The organism is Bartonella sp. AP20NXHL, assembly GCF_042196165.1.
In the GTDB taxonomy this organism is placed as follows: Bacteria; Pseudomonadota; Alphaproteobacteria; order Rhizobiales; family Rhizobiaceae; genus Bartonella.
Genome location: NZ_JBHIPV010000004.1, coordinates 1 through 25,249 on the forward strand (window position 1 = coordinate 1; position 25,249 = coordinate 25,249).

25 protein-coding genes and 2 pseudogenes are annotated in these 25,249 nt (G+C 37.5%); 8 read left to right on the top strand and 19 right to left on the bottom strand.

Annotation, left to right across the window (positions count from 1 at the left end):
* Nucleotides 1-252: 252 nt before the first annotated feature.
* The 17 genes from ACFILL_RS03200 to ACFILL_RS03280 all read right to left on the bottom strand — a co-directional run bounded on the left by ACFILL_RS03200 (nucleotide 253) and on the right by ACFILL_RS03280 (nucleotide 9,986).
* On the bottom strand, nucleotides 253-1,011 hold the full coding sequence (locus tag ACFILL_RS03200; protein WP_375643740.1) for a type IV secretion system protein: 759 nt from the start codon (nucleotides 1,009-1,011) through the stop codon (nucleotides 253-255).
* Nucleotides 1,008-3,479 (bottom strand): VirB4 family type IV secretion/conjugal transfer ATPase, encoded by a 2,472-nt coding sequence (locus tag ACFILL_RS03205; protein ID WP_375637540.1) that lies wholly within the window; start codon nucleotides 3,477-3,479, stop codon nucleotides 1,008-1,010. The genes ACFILL_RS03200 and ACFILL_RS03205 overlap by 4 nt, the downstream gene beginning before the upstream one ends.
* Before the next feature lie 2 nt (nucleotides 3,480-3,481).
* Nucleotides 3,482-3,790 carry a type IV secretion system protein VirB3 gene (locus ACFILL_RS03210; RefSeq protein WP_375613868.1) on the bottom strand — a complete coding sequence of 103 codons (309 nt, stop codon included), beginning with the start codon at nucleotides 3,788-3,790 and terminating at the stop codon, nucleotides 3,482-3,484.
* Nucleotides 3,791-3,802: 12 nt separating this feature from the next.
* Nucleotides 3,803-4,111: a conjugal transfer protein gene (locus ACFILL_RS03215; protein WP_375637541.1), complete on the bottom strand. Its 309-nt coding sequence runs from the start codon at nucleotides 4,109-4,111 to the stop codon at nucleotides 3,803-3,805.
* A 125-nt stretch (nucleotides 4,112-4,236) separates the two neighbouring features.
* Nucleotides 4,237-4,551: a VirB2 family type IV secretion system major pilin TrwL gene (gene trwL / locus ACFILL_RS03220; RefSeq protein WP_375643741.1), complete on the bottom strand. Its 315-nt coding sequence runs from the start codon at nucleotides 4,549-4,551 to the stop codon at nucleotides 4,237-4,239.
* Nucleotides 4,552-4,609: 58 nt separating this feature from the next.
* On the bottom strand, nucleotides 4,610-4,924 hold the full coding sequence (trwL, locus tag ACFILL_RS03225) for a VirB2 family type IV secretion system major pilin TrwL (protein WP_375643742.1): 315 nt from the start codon (nucleotides 4,922-4,924) through the stop codon (nucleotides 4,610-4,612).
* A 122-nt stretch (nucleotides 4,925-5,046) separates the two neighbouring features.
* Entirely contained in the window at nucleotides 5,047-5,361 is a 315-nt protein-coding gene (trwL, locus tag ACFILL_RS03230; RefSeq protein WP_375667356.1) for a VirB2 family type IV secretion system major pilin TrwL, read from the bottom strand.
* A 119-nt stretch (nucleotides 5,362-5,480) separates the two neighbouring features.
* Nucleotides 5,481-5,792 carry a VirB2 family type IV secretion system major pilin TrwL gene (gene trwL / locus ACFILL_RS03235; RefSeq protein WP_375643743.1) on the bottom strand — a complete coding sequence of 104 codons (312 nt, stop codon included), beginning with the start codon at nucleotides 5,790-5,792 and terminating at the stop codon, nucleotides 5,481-5,483.
* A 123-nt stretch (nucleotides 5,793-5,915) separates the two neighbouring features.
* Nucleotides 5,916-6,224 carry a VirB2 family type IV secretion system major pilin TrwL gene (trwL, locus tag ACFILL_RS03240; RefSeq protein ID WP_375643745.1) on the bottom strand — a complete coding sequence of 103 codons (309 nt, stop codon included), beginning with the start codon at nucleotides 6,222-6,224 and terminating at the stop codon, nucleotides 5,916-5,918.
* 123 nt (nucleotides 6,225-6,347) lie between these two features.
* On the bottom strand, nucleotides 6,348-6,668 hold the full coding sequence (trwL, locus tag ACFILL_RS03245) for a VirB2 family type IV secretion system major pilin TrwL (protein ID WP_375643747.1): 321 nt from the start codon (nucleotides 6,666-6,668) through the stop codon (nucleotides 6,348-6,350).
* A gap of 76 nt (nucleotides 6,669-6,744) precedes the next feature.
* Nucleotides 6,745-7,059 carry a VirB2 family type IV secretion system major pilin TrwL gene (gene trwL / locus ACFILL_RS03250; RefSeq protein WP_375667355.1) on the bottom strand — a complete coding sequence of 105 codons (315 nt, stop codon included), beginning with the start codon at nucleotides 7,057-7,059 and terminating at the stop codon, nucleotides 6,745-6,747.
* A 76-nt stretch (nucleotides 7,060-7,135) separates the two neighbouring features.
* Nucleotides 7,136-7,456: a VirB2 family type IV secretion system major pilin TrwL gene (trwL, locus tag ACFILL_RS03255; RefSeq protein WP_375643232.1), complete on the bottom strand. Its 321-nt coding sequence runs from the start codon at nucleotides 7,454-7,456 to the stop codon at nucleotides 7,136-7,138.
* A 139-nt stretch (nucleotides 7,457-7,595) separates the two neighbouring features.
* Nucleotides 7,596-7,910 (bottom strand): VirB2 family type IV secretion system major pilin TrwL, encoded by a 315-nt coding sequence (gene trwL / locus ACFILL_RS03260; protein WP_375643233.1) that lies wholly within the window; start codon nucleotides 7,908-7,910, stop codon nucleotides 7,596-7,598.
* Between the two features lie 135 nt (nucleotides 7,911-8,045).
* The gene (gene trwL, locus ACFILL_RS03265) at nucleotides 8,046-8,363 is read right to left on the bottom strand and encodes a VirB2 family type IV secretion system major pilin TrwL (protein WP_375643235.1); all 318 of its coding nucleotides are present in this window, start codon (nucleotides 8,361-8,363) and stop codon (nucleotides 8,046-8,048) included.
* A complete protein-coding gene (korA, locus tag ACFILL_RS03270) occupies nucleotides 8,326-8,625 on the bottom strand; it encodes a KorA family transcriptional regulator (protein WP_375630977.1) in 300 nt (99 codons plus the stop codon). The genes trwL (ACFILL_RS03265) and korA overlap by 38 nt, the downstream gene beginning before the upstream one ends.
* Before the next feature lie 117 nt (nucleotides 8,626-8,742).
* Nucleotides 8,743-9,372 carry a TrwN protein gene (locus ACFILL_RS03275; protein ID WP_375643236.1) on the bottom strand — a complete coding sequence of 210 codons (630 nt, stop codon included), beginning with the start codon at nucleotides 9,370-9,372 and terminating at the stop codon, nucleotides 8,743-8,745.
* Nucleotides 9,372-9,986, bottom strand: a complete 615-nt coding sequence (locus ACFILL_RS03280) for a hypothetical protein (protein ID WP_375643237.1) — start codon at nucleotides 9,984-9,986, stop codon at nucleotides 9,372-9,374. The genes ACFILL_RS03275 and ACFILL_RS03280 overlap by 1 nt, the downstream gene beginning before the upstream one ends.
* A gap of 128 nt (nucleotides 9,987-10,114) precedes the next feature.
* Between ACFILL_RS03280 and ACFILL_RS03285 the strand changes: the two genes are divergently transcribed.
* Nucleotides 10,115-10,402, top strand: coding sequence for an H-NS family nucleoid-associated regulatory protein (locus ACFILL_RS03285; RefSeq protein WP_015857007.1), 288 nt, complete (start codon nucleotides 10,115-10,117; stop codon nucleotides 10,400-10,402).
* Between the two features lie 1,570 nt (nucleotides 10,403-11,972).
* Here ACFILL_RS03285 and ACFILL_RS03290 read toward each other — a convergent pair.
* Entirely contained in the window at nucleotides 11,973-13,250 is a 1,278-nt protein-coding gene (locus ACFILL_RS03290; protein ID WP_375630903.1) for a ubiquinone biosynthesis hydroxylase, read from the bottom strand.
* Between the two features lie 737 nt (nucleotides 13,251-13,987).
* On the opposite strand from ACFILL_RS03290, the gene ACFILL_RS03295 reads away from it, so the two are divergent.
* The 7 genes and pseudogenes from ACFILL_RS03295 (at nucleotide 13,988) to ACFILL_RS03325 (ending at nucleotide 23,749) form a co-directional block, all read left to right on the top strand.
* On the top strand, nucleotides 13,988-16,429 hold the full coding sequence (locus ACFILL_RS03295) for a DNA translocase FtsK 4TM domain-containing protein (RefSeq protein WP_375643239.1): 2,442 nt from the start codon (nucleotides 13,988-13,990) through the stop codon (nucleotides 16,427-16,429).
* Nucleotides 16,430-17,152: 723 nt separating this feature from the next.
* Nucleotides 17,153-17,412 (top strand): annotated as a pseudogene (locus ACFILL_RS03300) (DNA translocase FtsK); the annotation flags it as partial.
* A 121-nt stretch (nucleotides 17,413-17,533) separates the two neighbouring features.
* Nucleotides 17,534-18,142 (top strand): outer-membrane lipoprotein carrier protein LolA, encoded by a 609-nt coding sequence (locus tag ACFILL_RS03305; RefSeq protein ID WP_273790530.1) that lies wholly within the window; start codon nucleotides 17,534-17,536, stop codon nucleotides 18,140-18,142.
* A 33-nt stretch (nucleotides 18,143-18,175) separates the two neighbouring features.
* Nucleotides 18,176-18,991, top strand: coding sequence for an exodeoxyribonuclease III (locus ACFILL_RS03310; protein ID WP_273790529.1), 816 nt, complete (start codon nucleotides 18,176-18,178; stop codon nucleotides 18,989-18,991).
* Between the two features lie 61 nt (nucleotides 18,992-19,052).
* Nucleotides 19,053-20,534, top strand: coding sequence for an efflux transporter outer membrane subunit (locus ACFILL_RS03315; protein ID WP_273790528.1), 1,482 nt, complete (start codon nucleotides 19,053-19,055; stop codon nucleotides 20,532-20,534).
* Nucleotides 20,531-21,757: an efflux RND transporter periplasmic adaptor subunit gene (locus ACFILL_RS03320; RefSeq protein WP_273790527.1), complete on the top strand. Its 1,227-nt coding sequence runs from the start codon at nucleotides 20,531-20,533 to the stop codon at nucleotides 21,755-21,757. The genes ACFILL_RS03315 and ACFILL_RS03320 overlap by 4 nt, the downstream gene beginning before the upstream one ends.
* Before the next feature lie 3 nt (nucleotides 21,758-21,760).
* Nucleotides 21,761-23,749 (top strand): MacB family efflux pump subunit, encoded by a 1,989-nt coding sequence (locus ACFILL_RS03325; protein ID WP_273790526.1) that lies wholly within the window; start codon nucleotides 21,761-21,763, stop codon nucleotides 23,747-23,749.
* A 1,159-nt stretch (nucleotides 23,750-24,908) separates the two neighbouring features.
* Here ACFILL_RS03325 and ACFILL_RS03330 read toward each other — a convergent pair.
* Nucleotides 24,909-25,131, bottom strand: a pseudogene (locus ACFILL_RS03330) (Arm DNA-binding domain-containing protein); the annotation flags it as partial.
* Nucleotides 25,132-25,249 lie beyond the last annotated feature (118 nt).

Sequence of the window (25,249 nt, forward strand, 5' to 3'; positions counted from 1 at the left end):
ACATATGTTTTTGTTATCTGATCAATTTTATTGAAAAGTTGCGTGAACACTGTAAAGTTCATGGAATTCCTCTTTAATGAATTTTCAACTTTTTATATGATTTTTAAGCATTTTTCGTTGATTTTTTTAGGATGGAATTAAATTTCGTAGACCTTTTCAGTTTATGAGAAAGGACTGAATATTATACATTAACTTTTTCTTTTTTCGAGCATACAAGAAAAATAATACAACGAAATATTGTTACAAAAAGCTTTATCTAATAAATCTTATGGTAGGCATTTTCGTGTTTTTACTATTTAAAATTTTTATGTTATGTTTGTCCTTCTGCTGTTTGATAAGTGCATGTTCAGCGTTGCGTAAATGTGCGACCATTTGTAGTTTTGCTGTTTCATTTTGTAGCTTAGCGAGCATTCCAATTATATATGCTTGTAACTCAGCAATACTTTTTAGATCTTTTGTTGTCTTGATTTCATTTAATAGTTCTTCAATTTGCTGAAAACGATAGTTTGCTTCTTCAAAAGTCTTTAAACTTACGGCTTTATCAGTGATGGCTGCATATTGAATACGATCGTTGATAAAACTGCTAGATTCATGGATAGAAATAGGAATTTCTTCTTCTTTTAAAATCTTTTTAAGTGATGTAGATAGCGCTGAAGATTCATTTCTATTGTAGAGCGTTTCTGGATTTTTGAGAAAAAAACTGCTGTGATCTGTTTGTGCACTTTTAAGTTTTTTAGTGTCGAACTTTTGGTTTCCCGTTATAGATTTGTGTATCTTTTTTGTTTCCTCAAGTTGTTTTTTTAGCATATCGAGAAGTTGGGCATCAGGTGGCGCTTTCTTTTGTTGTGGAGGTGTTTTCTTTGATGTTTTTGAACTCCCAAAAAAATTGGGCCACGTCGTTGGAATTGATGCAGACAAATCCGCTGCTCCAGCGCCAAAAACCCAGGCCATTGCTGGGTTTGAAATCCCTAAAGTTATTACAACTACTATTGAAATGACCTTTTTTTTCATGTTTCCCTCCTGTCATTTTTTGCGTGCTGTAAGAAAATTGGCAACCATATTGCTGGATCATCACCGACTTCCGCGATAATGCTTTCGGCTAATTCTGCGTTATCAGGTGTACCTGATAACACCAAGAGCTCGTCACTAAAGTCGTGTTCGATGGTTCTTCCATCGCGTGTCAGATGGAATTTACCAAGATTCAGTTCTGCAAGCGCAGATTGATCACCCTGCTTAATGAGGAATTGGCGACTAAACTCACCAAGTCCTTTAACGAGTTCAAATTCGGTATCTGTTAGTTTAAAGCCTTTTGTATAATCTTCATAGTTTGCTTTGGGGTTGGCTAGAAAAATGTAAGTTGCACACTGTTGAATGAGTGTTTTGGCAATATTACTTTCCAAGGCATCGCTAGGCTCTTGTGTTGCATAAACAAAAATACCATTTTGTTTACGGATAGTCTTTTGTTTATTTTTTGCTAAATCTTCAAAGTACGGATCTTGCAAAGGCTTCCAAAACTCATCAAAGATATACATAAATCGCTGTCCGCTAATCATGCCTTCTGTGCGGTAAAGCAAATACATCATCACTGGAGTGCGAGTTTCAAAATTATCTAAAAATTCCGTGATATCAAAGCCGTAAATTTGATGTGTTGAGAGATCAAGAGCATCATGGGGATTATCAAATAACCATCCATAATCACCACCTTCACACCATTTTAGTAAGCGAGCATGAACAGAAGGATGAGCATTATAATCACTTAAACGCGGATTTGGTAAAAATTGTACCAGAAAGGACAAACGACGGAGTGATTGGTCAATGTTACTGCTCATAACAGACATAACCGCTTTGTTAATTTCTTCCTCGTCGTGATGCGTGACCTCACCACCAGCTTCTGCCAATTTTTTAACAAATTGTTTCAGAAAAATAAGATTTTCTTGTGTGGGGGGGAGTTGGAAAGGATTGAAACCACTTCTCCTGCCTGGCTTGAATGTTAAATATTTTCCACCCATCGCCCGAATGGCAATTTCCATGCCACGATCTTTATCAAAAACAACAGTTGTCGGCTTAAATTTTTGTGCTTGTGCTAACAAAAAGCCGAGTAACACAGTTTTACCGGAACCAGATTGTCCGATAAGTGCGGTATTACCAAGTAAACGTTTATCTGTCGAGTCCTCTTCAAGTTTGGAGGCATGAAAATTGAAATAAAGCGGTGTTTTACTGGTTGTTTTAAGAATTGTGACAGCTGGTCCCCACGGGTTGCCAGTGGGTTTTCCTGACATAAAATTATGAAAAGATGAAAATGATAAAAAGTTCAATGATGTAATCGGAGCAGGACGTGGTCTCCATTTCCAATTGCCAGGAAGTTGTGCCCAATAGCCAGCTTCTATCGCTAAGTCTACAGGTTTGGGCAGTACCGCAACGTCTAGTAATGCTGCACTCGCTTTGGCCATATGGTCGCGTACTTGTTGAATTGTATCACCATAGATAGTCAATGTGCAGTGATGTTCTCCCATGACAAAATGCCCACTGATAAGCTGGTTTAGTGCTTCGTCAATTTGTTCAATTTGGCTCGTTGCTACATCTCGTGCATCAATAAGATTACGCTGATGCCGTTGTAAATAGTCTTTAGCAGCATGTCGAGAGAGTACTGAAAAGCTCTGCGTCAATACGAACTCGAAGTCACTTTCCAACAAAACATTTAATTGTCCTGGTTTGGTTGTTGCATCATATTCTTTAATTTCCAGCATTCCAAATCGACGCATTCCACTGGTTGTTCGCAGTTCACCAAGAGCACCCCATTTTGAGAAAAAAGGTCGATTGATAGACATATAGTCGGAAAAACGATCATGGCAAATTGGCATAGGGCGATATTCACCATTGACAAGCATTCCAAGGAATTCAAGTGCAGAAGAATAAACATGCCCATTTTTTTCATAAGCACCAAGAAGTTCTGCACCGTAACGGTTTAAAGATTGGCCTAAAGTACGGTTGATGTCATTGAGTTCTTTGATACATGTGTCTTGTCGCATCTTTTTTTGATCAAGCGTTTCACGTTCATGTTTAGAAAAGAACGACATAATTTTATCCGCTATCGGTTGAAAAATAACAGTCAGATATAAATCATTGACCATCAAATTATAACCAGTAAAGCTTTGTCGATATTTTTCATCAAGTTGATAGCAAAACATTTGATCAAATGTTGAATCGGGATATTCATAAACACGACGGCGCACAATATGCGTCCAAAATGATAAATTGGCTGATGCAAGACCCCGTAGAGTATTGTTAAGCTCTTTTATCCATTGAAAAATATCTTCTTCTGAAGCGCTTTGATGCGAACGCCCATCAATTTTCCAAATTGACAAATATTCCGCATTTTTAGTAGAAATAATCGTATCTGTAATATGATGTGAATAAGGCAGAAACAGGCTTACAGGTGTCTCTGATGCAAGGCGTTTGCTGCTTTCAACAGCTGTCATGTTTATCTCCTTTTACTATAATCAGAGGGACTATAACTTGATGCGCCCCAAAAACCTTTGTTACGATTGCGAAACTTAGTATCGATCCATAACCACCAAATACGAAACGCTTTATCATCGTTTTTAGTAATTTGCACCATAATGAACCATAATGGAGGTGCTATAATCCATAAAAAGATACTTACTGTCATGGCAATAACAGCGACCCCCATAACCATAACGATAAATGGCATCATGGGGACACCCCATATCGTTGGAACACGTGTTGCTCCCTTGAATAGGGGGAATTCTTTTTTTTCTTGCGATTTCATGGAATGTCCTCGTCACTGGAGGTGAAATAATATGTGGCTAATATAAAAAGCTGCACCAGCAATAATGACACTGAATGCCCATCGCATAAATGTAGCTCTTGCGATGATGCGAAATATATAAATAAGCAAAAGTAATAAAAGAATGATAGCAGCAACGATAGGAATAATTATACTTAATCCATATTGCATCCCTATGAAAACATCTAAACTCTTTGTTTCCGTCTGAGCATATGCAGATTGAGTTATTAATAACATAATCGAAGTGATAAAAATAGCACTAATCTTACATATTTTTGATTGAAGCGTATTTAATTGTTTCATATCTTTTATCCCCTTTTAATTAAAGTTGCTATAAATAATATTCCTTTTTTCGTAGTATGAGCTACATTATTACTGGTGCAAATCTATAATCGACGAACATTAAAAACATTACGTATTATACTAATTTATGCTTGACCTGTAAATAGCATTTTAGCAAGTTGGCTTGCTGAGCCAGCGATGACAACACCGATTGCCCACCGTATAAATGTATCTCTTTCAATGTAGCGTCCCGCATAACCAATTGCTAAGCACAAAAGTATAAGAGCAGCAGCAACAGGAATAATATTACCAATAAGATCTTTTTGCAGAGCTTCTAAAGCGTTTTTAGCATTATCTATTGCTGCATATGCGGGATACGTTATAAAAAACGCAGTTATAGTCGCAGAAATCGCAATGACTCTGTTGTTATTTTTTGATTGAAGGTTGATTAGTTTTTGCATATTTTACTCTTATTATTAGATGAGTTTTTACATTAAAAACGTTTTGTATTATAATTACTTATGGATTACCTGTAAATAGCATTGTAGCAAGTTGGGTTGCTGAGCCAGCGATGACAACGCCGACGGCCCATCGTATAAATGTATCCCTTTCAATGTAGCGCCCTGCGTAACCAATTGCTAAGCACAAGAGGATAACGGCAGCAGCAATAGGGATAATATGGGTAGTAAGATCGTTTTTCAGAGCATTTAAAGCGTCTTTAGCATTCTTTATTTCTGCATATGCGGGATGCGTTATAAAAAATGCAACTATAGTCGCAGAAATCGCAATGACTCTGTTGTTATTTTTTGATTGAAGGTTGATTAGTTTTTGCATATTTCACTCTTATTAAATTCTTATAAATGCTTTGTATTTCTATCATAAACGGAATAGCATTTTGCCATGTCAATAATTATTAGATGAATTTTTATTTTAAAAACATTTTGTATTATACTAATTTATGCTTGACCTGTAAATAGCATTGTAGCAAGTTGGGTTGCTGAGCCAGCGATGACAACGCCGACGGCCCATCGTATAAATGTATCCCTTTCAATGTAGCGCCCTGCGTAACCAATTGCTAAGCACAAGAGGATAACGGCAGCAGCAATAGGGATAATATGGGTAGTAAGATCGTTTTTCAGAGCATTTAAAGCGTCTTTAGCATTCTTTATTTCTGCATATGCGGGATGCGTTATAAAAAATGCAACTATAGTCGCAGAAATCGCAATGACTCTGTTGTTATTTTTTGATTGAAGGTTGATTAGTTTTTGCATATTTCACTCTTATTAAATTCTTATAAATGCTTTATATTTACTATTATAAACGGAATAACATTTTGATATGTTAATAATTATTAGATGAATTTTTATTTTAAAAACATTTTGTATTATATTTATTTACCTGTAAATAGCATTGTAGCAAGTTGGCTTGCTGAGCCAGCGATGACAACACCGATTGCCCACCGTATAAATGTATCTCTTTCAATGTAGCGTCCCGCATAACCAATTGCTAAGCACAAAAGTATAAGAGCAGCAGCAACAGGAATAATATTATCAATAAGATCTGTTTTCAGAGCTTCTAAAGCTTTTTTAGCATTCTGTATTTCTGCATATGCAGGATGTGTTATAAAAAATGCAGCTATAGCTGCAGAAAGTGTAGCGATTTTCTTATTATTTTCTGATTGGAGATTAATTAGTTTTTGCATATTTTACTCTCATTAAGTTCTTATGAATGCTTTGTATTTACTATTATAAATGGAATAGCATTTTGCCATGTTAATGATTACTGGATGAACTTTTATCTTAAAAACATTTTATGTTATATTTATTCATTGTTTAAATAACATTGTAGCAAGTTGGGTTGCTGAGCCAGCGATAACAACACCGATTGCCCACCGTACAAATGTGTCTTTTCCGATATAGCGTCCTGCATAACCAATTGCTAAGCACAAAAGTATAACAGCAGCAGCAATAGGAATAATATTGGTAGTAAGATCTGTTTTGAGACTTTCTAAAGCTGTTTTAGCATTATTTAACGCTGCATATGCAGGATTTGTTACAAAAAATGCGGTCATAGCTGCAGAAAGTGTGGTGATTTTTTTATTATTTTTTGATTGGAGATTAATTGGTTTTTGCATATTTTACCCTTATTAAGTTCTTATGAATACTTTGTATTTACTATTATAAATGGAATAGCATTTTGCCATGTTAATAATTACTGAATGAACTTTTATATTAAAAACATTTTGTATTATACGTATTCATGGTTTACCTGTAAATAGCATTGTAGCAAGTTGGGTTGCTGAACCAGCGATAACAACACCAATTGCCCAGCGTACAAATGTATCCTTTCCGATGTAGCGCCCTGCATAACCAATTGCTAAGCACAAAAGTATCACGGCAGCAGCAATAGGGATAATGTTTTTAATAAGGTCGTCCCGTAAAGACTCTAAAGCAGTTTTTGCATTTTTTAATGTTACTTGAGCATACACAGGATTGGCCATAAAAAACACAGTTAAAGCTGCAGAGGTTTTAGTAGCTTTATTCCGAATTATTGTTTGAAGAATTTTTAATTGTTTCATATTGTTTATCTCAATTTAGATTTCTCTTTAGAATAAAAAGATATTTTATACAGCATAACTTTAATAGTCATTCTCATTACGTGTTTATGAATAACATATTTGCAAGTTGGGTTGCTGAACCAGCGATAACAACACCAATTGCCCACCGTACGAATGTATCTTTTCCGATGTAGCGCCCTGCATAACCAATTGCTAAGCACAAGAGGATAACGGCAGCAGCAATAGGGATAATCACTTTCAAGTCTTTTTGGAGTGTCTCTAAAGCAGTTTTTGCATTTGTTAATTTTGCTTGAGCACACACAGGATTGCTCATAAAAAATACAGTTAAAGCTGCAGAGATTTTAGTAGTTTTATTTCTAATTATTGTTTGAAGGGTATTTGATTGTTTCATATTGTTTATCTCAATTTAGACTTTTCTTTAGAATAAAAAGATATTTTATACAGCATGACTTTAATAGTCATGCTCATTACACTTTTATGAATAACATATTTGCAAGTTCAGCTGCTGAACCAGCGATAACAACACCAATTGCCCACCGTACGAATGTATCTTTTCCGATGTAGCGCCCTGCATAACCAATTGCTAAGCACAAAAGTATCACGGCAGCAGCAATGGGGATAATATCTTTCAAGTCTTTTTGGAGCGCTTTTAAAGCTGTATCTGCGTTTTTCAAACCTTGTGCTGCTTGAGCCCATACGGGATTGTTCATAAAAAATACAGTTAAAGCTGCGGAGGCTGCGGTAATTTTATTATTATCTTTCAATTGAAAATTTATTAATTTTCTCATATTATTCAACCTTATCAAATTGTATTTGACGTAAGTAGTTTTTCCATGAAATAAGGAATAATTTTATTGATGTGCAATAAAAGCACTGAAACCTAAATTTCTTTTTTACGAAAGAAGCATTTCATGTTTCAAAAGATTATCATTTTGTAAATAATAAACCAGTAAGTTCAGCTGCTGAACCAGCGATAACGACACCAATTGCCCACCGTACAAATGTGTCTTTTCCGATGTAGCGCCCTGCATAACCAATTGCTAAGCACAAAAGTATAACAGCAGCGGCGATAGGGATAATCGTCTTCAAGTCTGTTTGGAGTGCAGTTAAAGCTTTGTTTGCAGGCTGTAAAACTACTGCTTGGGCTAACACAGGATTGGCCATAAAAAATACAGTTAAAGCTGTAGAGGTTTTAGTAGCTTTATTCCAAATTATTGTTTGAAGAGTTTTTAATTGTTTCATATTGTTTATTCCAATTTAGATTACAGTTGACATAAATAATCTCTTTTTTGATATAGTTTTTATTGTGCTAAATAAAAACACAGAAATCTAATCTTCTTATTTCCTGAAAGAAACATTTTATGTCTAAAATATTTATCAGTTTGGTTTAAATAATAAATCGGCAAGTTCAGCTGCTGAACCAGCGATAACGACACCAATTGCCCACCGTACGAATGTATCTTTTCCGATATAGCGCCCTGCATAAGCAATTGCTAAGCACAAAAGTATCACGGCAGCGGCGATAGGGATAATCGCTTTCAAATCTGTTTGAAGCAGCTCCAAAGCTTTTTTTGCAGGATCTAAACCTGCTGCTTGGGTATATGCGGGATTGGTCATAAAAAATACGGTTAAAGCTGCAGAAAATGCAGCAATTTTATTACGAGCTGTTGTGTGAAGAATATTTAATTGTTTCATGTCCTTTATCCTGATTAAGATTAAAACTCCCACAAATGACCCCTCGTTCATGAAGAAACTTAAAAAGATATTTTGGATCAGCCCAAGTTCTTAGTTTTCCTCTTTGTGTAAGTAACGTATATTTATTTGGCTTTCCGGTGATTGGATCGTCAGAAATAAACGTGAAATACCATTCTCTTTCTGAAAGCATCACGACTGTAATCTCACGTGCTGCTTTTTGACTAAATGCTATATCAACGCTGTTTTGTTCTATCATTTTCATTATCTTTGCCCTCAATTAGAAGAGATTTTGTTCAATCTTACTAATTAGAGCTTTAACATTTTCTTATCTACCCTTCATTATAATATCCTATCAAATTTCTGGAGTTTCGTGAAAATATCAGTCCTCACTCTGCGATCTTCTCGATGAAGAAAAATCTTCAGCTGAAAAAGCATCGCGGGCGCTACTTTCTTTATGTGTAAATGCATCTTCTTCTCCTTTTGAAGAGAGAGAAAGAGAATCTACTTTAGTTGTCTGTTCTGGTTCTTCTTTTTTAAGCTTTACAGGCTCCTGCAAGTCTTCATTTCCTCGTACAGCAGCTTTTACTCCAACATATGAAGTAATTTTTTGCATACGGGTGTGGCTTGAGTTTTCTGTATTGTAAAAATTCAGCACAGACTGCAAAGTCGCTTTTTCAAAGACGCACTTTGATGTTGTTTGTTCATAGCAGTAAGTTAAAGCGCTTTGTGCAGCTGTAAGATTTCTGCAAAAATCAAATGCATCAAAAAGAGAAAACAATTTCACATTTCCAACACCAATTTGCCCTAAAATTATGTTAAAATTATGTTCACTCTGTTCAGCTGTTGCGATTGTTTCCTTAAGCTGAGATGATTGATAGAACAAGTTATCTTTATCATCTATTACATAGACATTGTCCCGCGCTTCTTGTTTGGCGATAACTGAAAATGCTATGGGGGGCGTATTGGATATGTATGCAGCAGCAAAAAATGTGAAATCTGGAACAATCATTAGCAATACACCTTATTACGAAGAATTTTATTAATACAAATGCTAATTCTTTGTGGTGCTTTTTCTCGTTGTCTTTTGATTTTATAAATTTGCAGAATGAGATTGTTTAGCTTAGAATATTCCTTGTGATTATTGCTTTGTTCTCTTCTAAGAAGATTTCTAATATATGCGAATATCCAACCAACAAGATAAAAGTGTTGAATAAAATAGAGCACATTACGCCAACCAATATTATTGGAATCACGAAAAAAGGCGCTGCTTTTAAAAAATAATAATCTTTGATACTGTATTGAAGCTGCTTGTTTTATATAATTCTCTAGTTGCAAAAATTTTTTCAAAAAAAATTTATACGAAGTAAAAAGCCGTTGTGTGTAAGGGGAGGTTTTACTGTTATAATGAACTACACTATCATTATACAGAGAGGGCTTGTTCTTTGTTGCGTATTGCCATAATTTATAGAGTGACGATTTATATTTACTTTTGACTACTGATTCATGAGAGTCAGAGAGGTGTGATGGTGTTTGAGCACTGCATTTAGTAGTTCCAGTAATTGAACTGAAAAAAGATGCAGTGGTGGTAGTTGATATACCAATAAACAGTTCTTTGTGGCTCAAAGCACATCTCCGTCAAAGTGATATATGTATCGTAATTTTAATTTCGATAATAAATGGACAGAAATTGTCTATAATTGTGTTTAAAATATGGCAAAAAGAAATTCTTTTTTGCAAGGGGAGTAATTAAGGTGAATGATCTCAAGAATATGAATTTTGATGAGCTACAAGAGATGCGTACACAAATCGATGTGGAATTAAAAAAACGGCAAGCAAAGGAAAAGCAAAATGCGCGACGAAAAATTCTTGAAATTGCTAATGCCCATGGAATTGATATCGCTGATCTTGTGAGCAAAGAGCGCCATTATAGAAATCCCAATAACCAATGGGAATTATGGAATGGGCGTGGACGTAGACCTAAGTGGATTAAAGAGTGGTTGGAGAATGGGTATACACTTGATGAACTCGAAGTAACGTAACACGTGTGCGATATTTACAAGATAAGGGAATACTAAGGAATGTAAATGCAAGAAGTATGCTCTTTTGGGTAATTTGATTGTATAAACATACTGAACAAATATATTAAAGTATTGAGTTACCAAATACAACAATAGGGAGCGTGAACAATTTATTTAAATGCAAAAGGTCTTGTTGTCATAATCTGGCAAGCATAATGATGATGCCAGGTTGAAATATTGTAATTGCTTTTGGCATTTGAGAGAGGGGGGTATTTTACTTCTTTTTATCGTTTCATTAACGTTGCTCTTTTTAGTCTATGTAAATAAAGAGTTTTATTGATTATTTACAAAAATGGTCGAAATGAGAATAATTTATTGCATAGGGATTTTAACTCAATATGTAAAATGATAATTTTATCAATTAATATGTTAATAAATTAGTATACTTATATTTTTGAAATACTGTTCTGTAGAACAAGCCTGATGTTATAGATTTTGTTTGGGCTTTTTTCTGTAAGATTATATATGAGGCATTTACTTTATTTATCGTTAGTTGAGATGAGTGAGTGTGTAGAAAATGGAAAATTTCTATGGCTGTTATGGGTTTTATAGAATTTATGACATATTTCTGAGCGTTTGTGATTAAAATTCATTTCTGAGCGTTTATGAATAATGAATAAAGAGTGTATTTGAAAATAAAAGGATTGGATCATTTCTATTGCGGTTTATCTTCTTTTATGGTGTGAAATAGGGGGGGTATGCAGGTTTACAATTGTGTGTGATGGTATAGAGTGCGGAATACTTTGTTATATGTCGGAATATTTTTTCTAAAATTGTGTGGTATTCCACAATAAGTTAAAGGGTTTGTCTGAGAAACAGAATGCCCCAAACGGAATGCATTTGTGTTTCCAATTTACGCGCTTTTTTAAAAGAAAAATTTTTCAATACAACTAAGCTTATTTTATGGCGCTTCTCGTGAATAGTATAACGTAAAAGCCCTTATGATCATATAAAATTCATTGTACACCACCATTTTTACTTCAATAAAAAGTATAAGCCGGCGTCCTTATACACTTTACTCGCCTCCAATATTGCTAAAGTCCTTAGTTCTTGAGAGAGGGAGGCTTTTGTCGCTTTGTTTAATTGTTTTTATTTATACGACACTTTCGCTTGTGATGTGCAAGCGAATGATTTTGATTGCTTCAACATGTAGAGAGATTTGAAATAAGGGTATTTTATGATCTTTAGATTTCTCACTCAATATGAGAACAATGAACTTATTATTATAAATAAAAGTGTTGTGTGCTAAAAAGTCTTGTTTATTTTATTATGCCGTGAAATGGCTTCTTTTAAAGTGTGGTGATATAAAGCAACAACCTCTTTGAGACATTAAACGTTTTTTTCAGTGCGTAGTGAATATTCTCATAATGTAGCTTGCTTGTCGAGTCTTATGTTGAGTGAAATATGGGAGGAGGAAGTCAAGAAAAAATTACTCGACAGGAATCCGGTTTGTAAACAGATTGGATGAGATAGGAATTTTTTGTTCTTTGAAGGAGGAAGGCAAAGGTTGTAAAATAGTATGAATTTTTTCTTAAAGTGGGAAGCCGTGTAGAAGACGTGGGGCATTTGGAGTGAGTCCGGCAGCTTCTTGAATGAAGTATTTTTTTATTTTTGGCGCTTGATTAATGATTCCAAGGCCGGTATCGCGGAGCATCCGTAAAAGAAGGCTATCATTAGAAAAGAGTTTATTAAGCCAATCATTGCTTAAAGCCATACGGACAATTTCAAAACGTCTCCAGCTTTGATAGCGCTCTAAAGCCGTGAGGGAGCCAATGTCAAGACCTAGTCGTGCTGTTTCAATAATCACTTCAGCGAGGGCAGCGCTATCGCGTAATCCTAAATTGAGTCCTTGTCCTGCAATGGGGTGGATGGTATGGGCGGCATCGCCAACGAGAGCAAAACGTGGTTTAACGCATTGACGTGTTAAAGAAAGACTCAAAGGAAAAGCTTGACGTTCGCCATCCCAAGAGAGTTTGCCTAACCGATGGCCAATGCGTCTTTCGAGTTCTGTTTCAAAAATAAGTGCATCAGCTTTGAGATAATATTGCGCAGTTTTATGATCTTCATTCCACACAATGGCGGATCGGTTGCCTTTGAGAGGGAGAAGAGCAAAAGGACCGGCAGGTAAAAAATGTTGAATTGCTTGACCATTATGGGGTTTTTCATGTTCAACTGTGCAGATGATTGCTGTTTGTTTATAGGGATGAGAAAAATTTTTCAGACCAGCTTTTTGGCGTAATTTCGAATGGGCTCCGTCAGCTGCAATAAGCAATTTTGTTTGCCAAACCTCTTCATTATTTAAAGTGACGGTTGTATGTTGGTGTTCTTGATGAAAATCAATGACACGCGTGTTTGTAATAACAGGGATATTGAGATCTTTGACACGTTTTTTTAAAGTGTTGATGAGTTCTCTATGCTCTACCATAGCAGCAAAGGGCTCACCGGGGGTAATGTCGCCTTCAAAGGTTAAAAGGGTGGGTTTGACAGGATCACTAGTGCTTGCATCTGTGATGATCATTGAATGAATGGGTTGCGCATAGGGTTTTATAGGTTCCCAACATTGTAATTGTTTTAACATACGAATAGAAGCAGCAGCAAGGGCAATGGTTCGTATGTTAGAAGCAGGGGGATCTCCTTGTGGAGCAGCATCAACGATTTTTATTTTCAGATTAGGGGCTGTTTGCTTGAGTGCTATCGCTAAGGTTAAACCGACAGCTGCCCCTCCGGCAATGAGCAGATCACATTGTTTAGTTTTATGAGATTTAATTTTTTTATTGGGTTGTACGTCTTTATTGCGATTAGAACACACAATACTTCTTCCATTGTTTACAGTTTGCTTTCTTTTAAAAAGAATATCTTTTTACATTGCCTAAAATAACTTAACTTTTACTTTTCTCTCTCTCTTTTTATAAAAATGAGGTTCCTTTTTAGTGCCAATCTTATGGTAGATTAATTTTTCAGAGTTTTTCTGCTTAATCATTTATGTGATTCATTTTACAGATTTATCGGATAAGCTTTTTTTTGAATATCATCTTCAATTCTTTTTACACTTGGTTGATAAAAAAGAAAACTAAAAATAAACAAAGATGTCGTGTATTTTTTAAGTTGTGTGAGTTACTTCAGTATACCTGTCCTGAAGGGGGACATTTCGTTAGTATGGTAGATAAAAAATTGTGGTCATTCGTGATGGTTAAAACAGTATTCATATTTTGCCGTTATCATGATGTAGCGTAAAAAACATCATCTGTTTAGGAAGGTGCCTATAGCACCCATGTAACACTTTACACATGAGGTGTTTTTTGGTTGATCGTTTGATAAATATTCAGGGAGAGCTTTTTGTGCGCCTTATGAAGGATTGTCTCTTAGGGTGGTGGTATATGAATGATATGAAGTGGTTAGAAGGTAGAACGCGCTAGATAAGAAGTCGGATTGTTTACAGGCTATTTGTTTACAAATCGGCACAGAGTTTAAGCTTCATGCTTTTTTAAGAGAGAGAGGGAGTTATAACTCTTTAAAATATGAAATTTTTGTATTTGGAATTGATAGATGCACCGAAGTTCTTCTCCTTATGATTCATTAGAAGTGCGAAATTCTCAAGGTTCGCGTCTTATTGAGATGTTTTTACGTCAGATAGGGGTATTTATTGGGCTTGGGCTTTTGGGCTTTATTATTTTTTGTGTGTTTGCTTTGGCGACGTGGAATGTTGCGGATCCATCTTTAACCCATGCAAGTACAAATGAGGTTACAAACCTTATGGGGTGGATGGGGGCAATTTTTTCAGATTTTATTATGCAGTTTTTTGGCTTGGCAAGTCTTTCTGTTTTGTTGCCACCGTTATTTTGGTCTTTTCTCTTGTTGGCGCAAAAGAATATCTACAATTTGACTTTGCGCTTTTTTTTATGGGTGCTATCAACGATTTGTTTTTTAATTGCTTTTGCCCTTATGTCACCTGTTGCTTCTTTTACTTATTGGCCATTGCCAATGGGATTGGGAGGGGTTTTAGGAGATAAAGTTTTAAGTGTTGCTTCTTCAGTCTTTCCTCTTTTTCTTTCTCCTCCTTACACGGTGTTTTTCAGTGTTGTTTTTATTCTTTTAGGTTTTTTCACCGCTGCTTTTGCTGGTAATGTGATATGGCGGCGTCGAACAAAGAAAAGAAAAGAAAAAAGCATTCCAAAAGACGAAATCGTTAATCCAGTCTTTGAGTTGGAAGAAGATACGGAATATGCCGCAGAGGAGGATCGTGAAAATCATGGTTTTTTTGCGACAACTTGTGGCGCTCTTTTGCATCTTTTTTATTTTTTACAAGCGCGTTTTTTTCGTTTATTCTGTTTCAAAAGGCGTTTTCAGAGTAAAGGGCAAGGAAAGCCATTTGATCGGATTGAGCCAACTTTTTTGGGTGAAAAAGTAAAGTGTGAGAAAAATCAAAATAAAGCCTATGTTTCTCCTGTTAAAAATCGAAAGTCTTTAACAGCTTCTTCAAATGGTGGTTTTGTTCTTCCTCTTGTAGATTATCTTTCGGTTCCACCACCGTCTGTTAGGGATGCAAAACTTTCTCCTGCTGTTTTAAGAGCAAATTCTCAGGAACTTGAAGGGGTTTTGTTAGATTTTGGGGTCAAAGGAAAAATTATAGATGCTTGTCCTGGACCGGTAGTAACTTTGTATGAATTTGAACCGGCTGCAGGTATTAAGTCTTCCCGTATCATTGGTTTGGCAGATGATATTGCACGCTCGATGCGTGCGATTTCGGCGCGTGTTGCGGTGGTTCCAGGACGTAATGTTATTGGAATAGAATTGCCTAATGCAAAGCGTGAGATGGTTTATTTACGAGAAATGTTGCAGGCGCAAGAATTTATTGACAGCAAAGCAAAGCTAGGACTTGCTTTGGGTAAGACAATCGGAGGAGAAGCTGTTGTTGCAGATTTAGCAAAAATGCCCCATCTTTTGGTTGCTGGTACAACAGGATCAGGAAAGTCTGTTGCTATCAATACAATGATTTTATCATTGCTTTATCGTATGACACCTGAACAATGTCGTCTCATTATGGTGGACCCGAAAATGCTTGAGCTTTCGGTTTATGATGGCATTCCCCATTTATTAACACCCGTGGTGACAGATCCTAAAAAAGCCGTGATTGCTTTAAAGTGGGCTGTTCGTGAAATGGAAGAGCGCTATAGTAAAATGTCAAAACTAGGCGTTCGTAATATTGATGGGTTTAATGCACGTCTTAGGGAAGCTGCAAGTCAGGGAGAGACAATGGTGCGGACAATTCAAGTTGGATTTGATCGCGAGACCGGTGAGCCTCTTTATGAAACGGAAACACTTGATTTTAGTCCTATGCCCTATATTGTTGTCATTATTGATGAAATGGCTGATTTGATGATGGTTGCTGGGAAAGATATTGAAGGAGCGGTTCAACGTTTAGCACAAATGGCACGTGCTGCCGGTATCCATGTAATTATGGCGACACAGCGTCCTTCCGTCGATGTTATTACCGGGACGATCAAAGCCAATTTTCCTACACGCATTTCTTTTTCTGTGAGTTCCAAAATTGATAGCCGAACAATTTTAGGCGAACAGGGGGCCGAGCAATTATTGGGACAAGGAGATATGCTCTTTATGATGGGAGGAGGACGTATTCAGCGTGTGCATGGGCCTTTTGTTGCGGATGATGAAGTGGAGCAGGTTGTTGCGCATCTCAAAGAGCAAGCACGACCTGATTATTTAGAAACAATTACGCAAGAAGTTGAAGAGGATGGTGCTGATGTTTCTTTGTCTTCTCCTTCAGAAGATGATCCCTATAGTCAAGCTGTTGCTATTGTGCTTCGTGATCGTAAGGCTTCAACCTCTTATATTCAACGCCGTTTAGGCATTGGTTATAACCGCGCTGCGACATTGATTGAGAGGATGGAAGAAGAAGGTATTATTAGTCCAGCAAATCACGCAGGGAAACGAGAAATTTTAGTGCCGGCTGAAGAAGAACGCTTTTGAAAAATATTTATAGTTGTTTTTTATAATACCTTGTAAAACAAGTGTTTATCCTATTGTATCGTAGAAAGTCTGCATTTTCATATCCCAGCTCTCAATTTGCGATAGCTCCTTGGTACTTGAGACTCCTTATAAGGGGATTCTTTATCTTATATAACTTTTATCCATACACCAACCTTGCTTGTAACGTGCAAGCAAATGATTTGAATTGATTCAATATGAGAGAGTATGTGATGAGAGAATCTTATTGTATTTGGCGTTATGATTTAAGTTAAAAAGATAAATTATTATAAATCAATATCTTGGTATAAAATAATGTCATTGCGAGTGTAGAGGGGGGTAAAAGCATGTAAGGTTTGGTATTTAAGTGTCTTTTTAAGTGCGCTCTAAATATTTAGGGCAAGGCTGATCTGTCGAGTCTTAATATAAATGAATTATATGGGGTGGGAAGCTAAGTGAAATTTGCTAAACTCCAAACTGTTTACAGAGTGGTTCGGATGGAGATTTTTATTCTTTTGGGTGGGAAGGAAGTCAAAAAAGCATTTTTGACACTTAAAAGAGCTTTCAGGTTCGCGAGTAATATGTTTAGTCCTTAATCCATTATGTATTGACTATAATTTATGTTGCTTCATAGATTAGGGGTGGGAAAGAATATATTATGCGTTTAGAAAATCAGCAGAAAAGCAGGAAAATTTGATGATTTCGGAAACATAAACGCAGACTGGTTATTTGGAAACGATACCGAAAGAGATCGCAAGAAATAAAGGAAGGATGTTTCTTTAGCAGATGATTCCTATTGTCAAGCTGTTGCTATTGTGCTTCGTGATCGTAAGGCTTCGACTTCTTATATTCAATGTCGTTTAGGCATTGGTTATAACTGTGCTACAACATTGATTGAAAGGATGGAAGAAGAAGGCATCATTAGTCCAGTAAATGATATGGGTAAGCAAAAAGTTTTGGAGACTGTCGAAGAAGAATACTTTTGAAAATCTTTTGATATTTTTTTCAAACAATATCTTTATCTTATAAAGATAGGTATTTATTCGTCGTTGATCACTTAAGTTATGAATTATAAAGTTAATTAAGTATTGCTTGGGAGCATTTTTTATGAAAACGTCTTTTTTACCGCAAAGAAGAATCTTTGGGTTGGTGGGAATTATTATCTTTTGGTGTTTAACTTTTCCTGTTTTTTCGCAAGTATCTAATAAAGTGATAAAGGCGCAAAATGTTGTGAATCACTTTGCGGCAATCAAAACAATGACAGGTGATTTTATTCAGTTTAGTCCAAAGGGAAAAATGTCTCAGGGGACATTTTATTTAGAGCGTCCAGGGAAAATTCGTTTCATTTACAAAAAAATGCCTTTACAAATTATTGCAGATGGCCAATTTGTGGGTATTAACAATCGGGCTTTGAATACTTGGAACTTTTCACAACTTTCGCAAACGCCAATGAAGTTTTTGTTGGATGATAAAATTGATGTATCTTCTGGGCGCTTGTTGGCATTTCGCGAAGATCCAGGGGCTGTGACGATTGTTCTGCGTGATAAAACGATTGGGGCAGGGCAAATAAGGATGGTTTTTGATTCTAAAGGCTCTGCTTTGCGGCAGTGGACAATTGTTGACCAACAAAATTTGGAAACTACTGTGCAGGTTATGAATGTGCGGACAGACGTCCGGTTCGCTAATGGGATGTTCACGCTTCCTTCGAAGAAATGAAGAAAGAGTGTTACGTTATTTGGATTAAAACAAATGTTCTTTCGTATTGCGACTTGGAATATTAATTCTATTCGTTTGCGTCTTGCACAGGTTTTTCAGTATTTGGAACTCTTTTCCGCAGATGTTTTGTGTCTACAGGAAACAAAATGTCCAGATGCTTTATTTCCAGTGGAGGCTTTTGAAGCAGCGGGTTATAAGCATATCGCATTGAGTGGACAAAAATCTTATAACGGGGTGGCTATTGTTTCTCGTTTGCCTTTTAAAAAGGTAGAAAAACGTTTTTTTTGTCAAAACCAAGATTGCCGGTATATCTCAGTTATTGTGGAAGCCCATGGGAGAAGCTTGCGGATTCATAATTTTTATGTTCCTGCTGGGGGAGATATCCCTGATGCTGATGTGAATGAAAAATTTCGTCATAAGCTTGATTTTTTAGAAGAAATGTCTTCCATTCGTGCGGATCACGGCGATGGTCTTTCTTCTCTTTTGGTGGGAGATTTAAATATTGCTCCTTTGGCAGAGGATGTTTGGTCTCATCAGCAATTGTTGAAGGTTGTAAGCCATACTCCTATTGAAACCGAGCGTTTACAGGATTTGTGTTGTCAAGGTGGATGGGTTGATCTGATGCGGTTGCATATTCCTGTTCCTACCAAGCTTTACACATGGTGGAGTTATCGTGCTCGCGATTGGGCATTTACCGATTATGGGCGGCGGCTTGATCATGTTTGGTCTTCTCAAGATTTAGCACCTTTTGTTGTAGATCTTTCTATTTTTCGTGATGCGCGCGGATGGGAACGTCCTTCAGATCATATTCCTGTGCAAACTGTATTTGATTTTTCACGTCAAGTTTGAAATAAGAGGTAAATAAAGTATTAATATTAAATAATGATTCTGAAAGAATGCGGGAGACTGGATGTATATCAGAAATCTCAAATGGGGCGCTTCTCGTGGATTATTTTCTAGTGTCTTGTTGTGTTTGCTTTTGTCAGGATGTATGGTTGGTCCTAATTACCAGAAAACATCTTTTCGTGTTCCAGCAGTTTGGGGAGAAAAATCTGCACAGACTGCAGGGCAGTCCGTTGCGCTTGCCGGATGGTGGCGGCATTTGAATGACCCTGTTCTAGATGCGTTAATGGATTATGCTATTTCTGGAAATAATAATGTTGCTGTTGCCAAAGCTCGGGTACGTGAGGCGCGTGCAGGTTTAGGGCAGGTTGTGGGAACTCTTTTGCCAAATGTGTCCAATTCAATTTCAGGAACCCGTAGTCGTTCTGGACAGTCTGATGCATTGTTAAACCAGTATAGTAGTGGTTTTGATGCAAGCTGGGAGCTGGATTTTTTTGGTGGGCATAAACGTGCGGTTGAAGCAGCGCGTTATGGCCTTGATGCGGCTGTGGAAGATATGCGTGCTACCATGGTGACATTACTAGGAGATGTGGCAACAAATTATGTGCAAATGCGTGGTTGGCAACAAAAGTTGTTTATTGTGCGGCAAATTGCTGTCTCACAACGTAAAACTTATGAACTGATGCGCGCTAGATTAACAGCTGGTGATGTCTCTGAGCTTGATGTTTCAAATGCGCAAGCGCAAATGGCAAATACAGAGGCAGATATATCACAGATGGAAGCGAATGTAGCAATGAGCGTTCATCGCCTCTCTGTCTTAACTGGTCGTGTGCCTACGGCATTGAAGGATCTTTTACAAAAAAATGCTAAGCATGCAAAGATTCCACAACCACGCTGGCCGATACCAGCAGGAATTCCAGCTGATATTTTGTTAACACGTCCGGATTTACGACGGGCAGAGCGTCAATATGCGCAAGCGACAGCACGGATTGGTCAACGTGAAGCAGATCGTTATCCATCACTTACTTTAACAGGTAATATTTCAACAGCAGCAACGGCAATTGATCAATTATGGAAAAATTCAACGATTGGCTGGTCTTTTGGACCTGGTCTTCGTTTTCCTCTTTTTAATGGAGGTCAGGTCGAGGCTTCTATTGCGGTAGCGCGCGCGCAGCGTGATCAAGCTTTTATTACTTATCGAGCTGCTGTGTTGGAAGCTTTAGAAGATGTAGAAAATGCGCTTGTAAGATTAACGAAGGAACATCAACGCTTAGAAAAGCTAATCGTTGCGAATAAAGCTTCTCTTCATTCCTTAAAACTTTCACGGAGCCTTTTTGAGAATGGAAATACTAGTTTTCTTGAATTGTTAAATGCTGATCGCTCTTATTATTCTGCACAAATGGCGCTTAAAGATAGCCGTGTTTCTTTGGTTACGCAATATATCACGTTGATGAAAGCATTGGGGGGAGGCTGGGATGGCGTTGTTGATGTATCGCGTCCAGAAGTCGTTGATAATGCACCTCGTTCGCGTGCAAAGGTAGGGAAATGAAAAAAAACTTACTCAAAAATTTCATTACAAAACATAAAAAACTTTCCTTCTTTTTAACTGCTATATTTCTCATTCTCTTGTTGTTATGGTTACGTTCTGTTTTTTTTGGAACATCTACTCCAACTTATATAACAGCGGTGGTGAAGCGTGGGGATATTGAGGAAAGTGTTTTAGCTTCTGGTCTTGTACGTCCTTACCGGTTGGTGGCTGTTGGTGCGCGTGCAACAGGGCGTGTGGTGTCAATGCGTGTTTCCCCTGGGAGTGTTGTGAAAGAAGGCGATCTCTTGGCAGAAATTGATCCTACAGATCAGGAAAATGATTTAAAAAGAAAAAAAGCGGCATTATCGCATTATTATGCGAATTTGGTAGAACAAGAAGCCTATCTTTCTCTTGCACAGAAAAATTTAGAGCGTCAGAAAAAAATGATCGAAACACGTGCGATTTCACGGGCGAACCTCGATGAGGCTGCGACACAGGTGAAAATACGCGAGGCGCAAATTGAACAACTTCGTCAGCAGATTGTGCAAGCACAAATTGATGTGGAGAGTGCAGAGGTTAATTTAGGTTATACACGCATCACTGCCCCTTCAGCGGGAACGGTTTTGGCAACAGTTGTGGAAGAAGGGCAGAATGTGAATGCGGTTCAGTCGGCGCCAACAATTGTTATTTTGGGTGATTTATCAAAGATGACGATCAAGGCGCAAATCTCAGAAGCAGATATTCTTAAAGTCCGAGCTGGACAACCACTTTATTTTACAGTTTTAGGTAATTCACAGCGTCGTTATGAAGGCGTTTTAGAAAAAGTAGAGCCGGCTCCTGAAGCAATTCGTGCTGATGTGAGTATTAATCCTGGTATGGTGAGTGGTTCTAGTGCTTTAATATCATCGGCTATCTATTACAATGGAATTCTACATGTTGATAATGCGGACAATTTTTTGCGAACCTATATGACTGCTCAAGTTCATATTATCTTAGGGCGCGCGCAGAATGTCTTGTTGGTTCCAAGTGATGCTTTACGCGATGAGACAAGAGAGCGTAAAGCATGGGTTTCTGTTTTGGTGGGGGAAAATAAGGTGGTTACTAAACAGGTGAGTGTTGGGTTGAATAATAAGGTTATGGCAGAGATTATTTCAGGACTTAACGAGGGTGATGTCGTCATCACCAGTTCGTCTGATGGAGTGATGCCAGAGTCTTCTAACATGCATAGCGAAGACGAGAGTTAAAGCATGAGCACAAATCAAGCAGATGCTGTCTTCGTCTTGGAAAATATTGTGCGCAAATTTCCTGCGGGCGAAACGTTTGTTACCGTTTTGAAAAACATCAATCTTACCATTAAACGTGGTGAAATGGTGGCAATTGTAGGTGCTTCCGGTTCAGGTAAATCTACCTTGATGAATATTTTAGGCTGTCTTGATCGTCCAACTTCTGGCCGTTATTGGATCTCTGGTAAAGAAACAGCTTCTCTTTCTGCGGATGAATTGTCGGCTTTACGACGTAATCATTTTGGTTTTATTTTTCAGCGCTACCATTTGTTGAATGAATTGACAGCTCTTGGTAATGTTGAAATTCCGGCTATTTATGCGGGATGTGCCGTGGAAGCAAGAAAAAAGCGTGCACAGGATCTTTTAACGCGTTTGGGCATGGGTGATCGGATAAATCATCGTCCAAATCAGCTTTCCGGTGGTCAGCAACAACGTGTTTCTATTGCTCGGGCGCTCATGAATAATGCGGAGGTCATTCTTGCAGATGAACCAACTGGTGCATTGGACAAAAAGAGTGGGCAAGAAGTATTGCATATTTTGGATGAACTTCATCAAGAAGGGCGTACTATTATCATTGTAACCCATGATATGCAGGTGGCTGAAAGAGCAGAGCGTATTATCGAAATCAGTGATGGGGAAATTATTGCTGATAAGCGGTCAAGGGTTGCAAAAACAAAAGTTGGTAGAAAATCTCTTCAGGAACAACAAAATCTAAAAGGCCAACAAAAACTGGGCTTTTTTCGTTCTTTTTTTGAGCGATTCCGTGAGGCGTTTGTGATGGCTCTGTTGGCAATGAATGCACATCGTATGCGGACTTTTCTAACAATGCTTGGGGTGATTATCGGTATTGGGGCGATTATTGCTATGGTGGCTTTAGGGAATGGTACACGAGAGAAAATTCTGGAAAATTTTAAAAGTTTGGGTACTAATACATTAACCATTTTTCCTGGTAAAAGTTTTTCTGATCCACAAGCAGAAAAAATAACCAGTTTGGTTGAAGCTGATGCAGAAGCCTTGTCTGGATTACCTTATGTTTCTGGTGTAACACCACAGATTTCAGCAAGCTCGAAAGTGCGTTTTGGTGCAGTTGAAGTCAATGCCGTCATTGCGGGGGTGGGAGAACAATTTTTTCAGACACAGGGGCTCAAAGTTTTCAAAGGACAGTTTTTTGATCAAAAAAGTGTCCATGATCGGGCGGTTGATCTCGTGATCGAGAAAGAAGCATTGTCTGTTCTTTTCCCCCATAGCTATGAAAGCCCCCTTGGAAAGGTGGTGCATGTGGGGAATGTTCCAGCGCGTATTATTGGTGTTGTTGATTCGCAAAATAATGCAAGTGGAGATACATCAAATACGTTACAGCTTTATTTGCCCTATACAACAGTGCAGACACGTTTTCTTGGCACAACAGAAGTTCGTGCAATTACTGTTAGAATTGCTGATGATATTGATTCACATTTAGCGGAGACCATGATAAAACGTTTTCTCATTATGCGGCATGGTGGGGAGGACTTTTTCATTAGAAATTCTGAATTCTTCCGTGAACGTGTTATGGAGAGTACAAATATTTTAACACTTTTAATTTCTTCAATTGCAGCTATTTCCCTGATTGTGGGGGGTATTGGGGTGATGAATATTATGTTGGTCACTGTTTCTGAGCGGATCAATGAAATCGGCGTGCGTATGGCAGTTGGTGCACGGCAAAGTGATATTTTACAGCAATTTCTCATTGAAGCGATTTTGGTTTGTGTGATTGGTGGTGGTTTGGGGATCTTGCTTGGGCTTTCTATCGGTGGCTTATTTCTTCTGTTTAAGGCGCCTATCCATTTGGTTTATACTATTGAATCGATCATTATGTCTCTTACTTTTTCAACACTCATTGGAATATGTTTTGGCTTTTCTCCAGCGCGGCAAGCTTCACGGCTTGACCCTGTTGTCGCTCTTTCACGCGATTAAGCTTTATCAATTGGGTCATGTTTGTTCGTGATGCTTTCCACTTGGATGAAGCGTTTATGAAGCGAAACATGAATGGGAAAAGTTTGGCATTATTTGCTGCTCTATTTTAGAAAACGCTTTGTTTATTAAGTGGAGCATACCACTAGAGGTGAACGTTTCTTATAGCACACCACATCATGTGAGATATGATAGGCATATAAGCCTTCTTGAGGCATTGAATGTTTTGAGAATGCATAATGAATATTTTTAAATCTTTCTTGTCGAGTCTTATGGAAGTAAATCCTATTAAGGAGAAGTTAAATGGAACCCGTTAGAATGAGATTGCTTGCAGACTGAATTTTGTTAAAAATCTTCGTCTTCTGAGATATGAAGAGGAGAACAAATGAAATAGATTGCGCGACGGTTCTTAAGATTTAATTTAAAAAGAGGCGGGGAAGTGAATAGTGTATCTGCTAACAAACAAAAGAACAAAAAAGAAGGTTGATGCCAAAAACAGCTTAAACCTCCATTCTTCCAAAAAAATGAACTGGTATCGAGATAGCTGAGAAGTTTAAGAGGTTTCGTTTAGTATTTTTAAGATTTTCGGAAAAGAGGTTATGAGTATTTCTCACTTTTGGTTTTGCAGAGGGTGGTGCAAATTATAGGTGTTTAGGTTTATGCAAATAAATTATGATTGTGCTCAAGTTTTAAAATGTGACCTAAGACACAGCCATTTTCTGTTCCTTTATGCGAGTAACTTAGCTTTCTTTAGAATATTTTGTTTAAGGCATCGCTTTTTTCTGCCTTATCTCATGATTTTGGAGCTGAAGGATAAACAAGCCATTTGAGTTTCTAGGGTAAGGATGCCGTCAGATACTCGGTAGGGGGGCGTGATCTTAAGAACTAATACCGTGAAATGCGGGTTTGATTTAATGGTTTTGGTGAGGAAGACAAAAAGTTTGAGAGGCGGATAGCTTCTTATTTTGAATGATGTATCAATGAAAAGGGCTTTCATTTATTGAAAAAGAATAAGCTCATATTCAGCAGGTGTGAGATGAAGTAAGAGAACATCGTAATACCAAGCTGCAGTTATGCTGCTAAAGAACATAATGGCGCTAGTGATGAGCAATGGTATGTCTAGTTGGTATGGTGGTTATTCTCCCTCCTGCTACAAGTCCGATACAGAGCGCCATTGGTTTGCACATTCACGGGCTTGTTTTAAAGAGACATCTCTTAAGGCACCCAATCCCATTTCACGACGGCGCTCGTGAATGGTACAACGGTAAATCCATTGAGCACCTCCATCTTTACGCTTATGAAGTAACAAGCCGGCACCATCATTATATTTGCCAGCTCGTGGGTGTTGCGATAGACCTTGCATTAAGACGGTTCATAAGAGCCATTTTTAGTCATTTCTTGTACAGTTTTTATCCACACACTCATCCCGCTTGTGATGTGCAAGCGGGTGGTTTTGATTGATTCAATAGAGAACAGATTTGAAATGAGAGAATCTGATGATAT

Bases quoted from the DNA above. Each gene is read 5' to 3' on its own strand.
- ACFILL_RS03325 (WP_273790526.1), top strand. From the start codon at position 21,761: ATGAGCACAAATCAAGCAGATGCTGTCTTCGTCTTGGAAAATATTGTG.
- ACFILL_RS03305 (WP_273790530.1), top strand. From the start codon at position 17,534: ATGAAAACGTCTTTTTTACCGCAAAGAAGAATCTTTGGGTTGGTGGGA.
- trwL (WP_375643741.1), bottom strand. From the start codon at position 4,551: ATGCAAAAACTAATCAACCTTCAATCAAAAAATAACAACAGAGTCATT.
- trwL (WP_375643235.1), bottom strand. From the start codon at position 8,363: ATGAAACAATTAAATATTCTTCACACAACAGCTCGTAATAAAATTGCT.
- ACFILL_RS03275 (WP_375643236.1), bottom strand. From the start codon at position 9,372: ATGATTGTTCCAGATTTCACATTTTTTGCTGCTGCATACATATCCAAT.
- trwL (WP_375643232.1), bottom strand. From the start codon at position 7,456: ATGAGAAAATTAATAAATTTTCAATTGAAAGATAATAATAAAATTACC.
- ACFILL_RS03320 (WP_273790527.1), top strand. From the start codon at position 20,531: ATGAAAAAAAACTTACTCAAAAATTTCATTACAAAACATAAAAAACTT.
- korA (WP_375630977.1), bottom strand. From the start codon at position 8,625: ATGAAAATGATAGAACAAAACAGCGTTGATATAGCATTTAGTCAAAAA.
- trwL (WP_375643747.1), bottom strand. From the start codon at position 6,668: ATGAAACAATTAAAAATTCTTCAAACAATAATTCGGAATAAAGCTACT.
- trwL (WP_375643743.1), bottom strand. From the start codon at position 5,792: ATGCAAAAACTAATTAATCTCCAATCAGAAAATAATAAGAAAATCGCT.
- ACFILL_RS03315 (WP_273790528.1), top strand. From the start codon at position 19,053: ATGTATATCAGAAATCTCAAATGGGGCGCTTCTCGTGGATTATTTTCT.
- trwL (WP_375667356.1), bottom strand. From the start codon at position 5,361: ATGCAAAAACTAATCAACCTTCAATCAAAAAATAACAACAGAGTCATT.
- ACFILL_RS03295 (WP_375643239.1), top strand. From the start codon at position 13,988: ATGCACCGAAGTTCTTCTCCTTATGATTCATTAGAAGTGCGAAATTCT.
- trwL (WP_375643742.1), bottom strand. From the start codon at position 4,924: ATGCAAAAACTAATCAACCTTCAATCAAAAAATAACAACAGAGTCATT.
- ACFILL_RS03210 (WP_375613868.1), bottom strand. From the start codon at position 3,790: ATGAAATCGCAAGAAAAAAAAGAATTCCCCCTATTCAAGGGAGCAACA.
- trwL (WP_375643233.1), bottom strand. From the start codon at position 7,910: ATGAAACAATTAAAAACTCTTCAAACAATAATTTGGAATAAAGCTACT.
- trwL (WP_375667355.1), bottom strand. From the start codon at position 7,059: ATGAAACAATCAAATACCCTTCAAACAATAATTAGAAATAAAACTACT.
- ACFILL_RS03205 (WP_375637540.1), bottom strand. From the start codon at position 3,479: ATGACAGCTGTTGAAAGCAGCAAACGCCTTGCATCAGAGACACCTGTA.
- ACFILL_RS03215 (WP_375637541.1), bottom strand. From the start codon at position 4,111: ATGAAACAATTAAATACGCTTCAATCAAAAATATGTAAGATTAGTGCT.
- ACFILL_RS03310 (WP_273790529.1), top strand. From the start codon at position 18,176: ATGTTCTTTCGTATTGCGACTTGGAATATTAATTCTATTCGTTTGCGT.
- trwL (WP_375643745.1), bottom strand. From the start codon at position 6,224: ATGCAAAAACCAATTAATCTCCAATCAAAAAATAATAAAAAAATCACC.
- ACFILL_RS03200 (WP_375643740.1), bottom strand. From the start codon at position 1,011: ATGAAAAAAAAGGTCATTTCAATAGTAGTTGTAATAACTTTAGGGATT.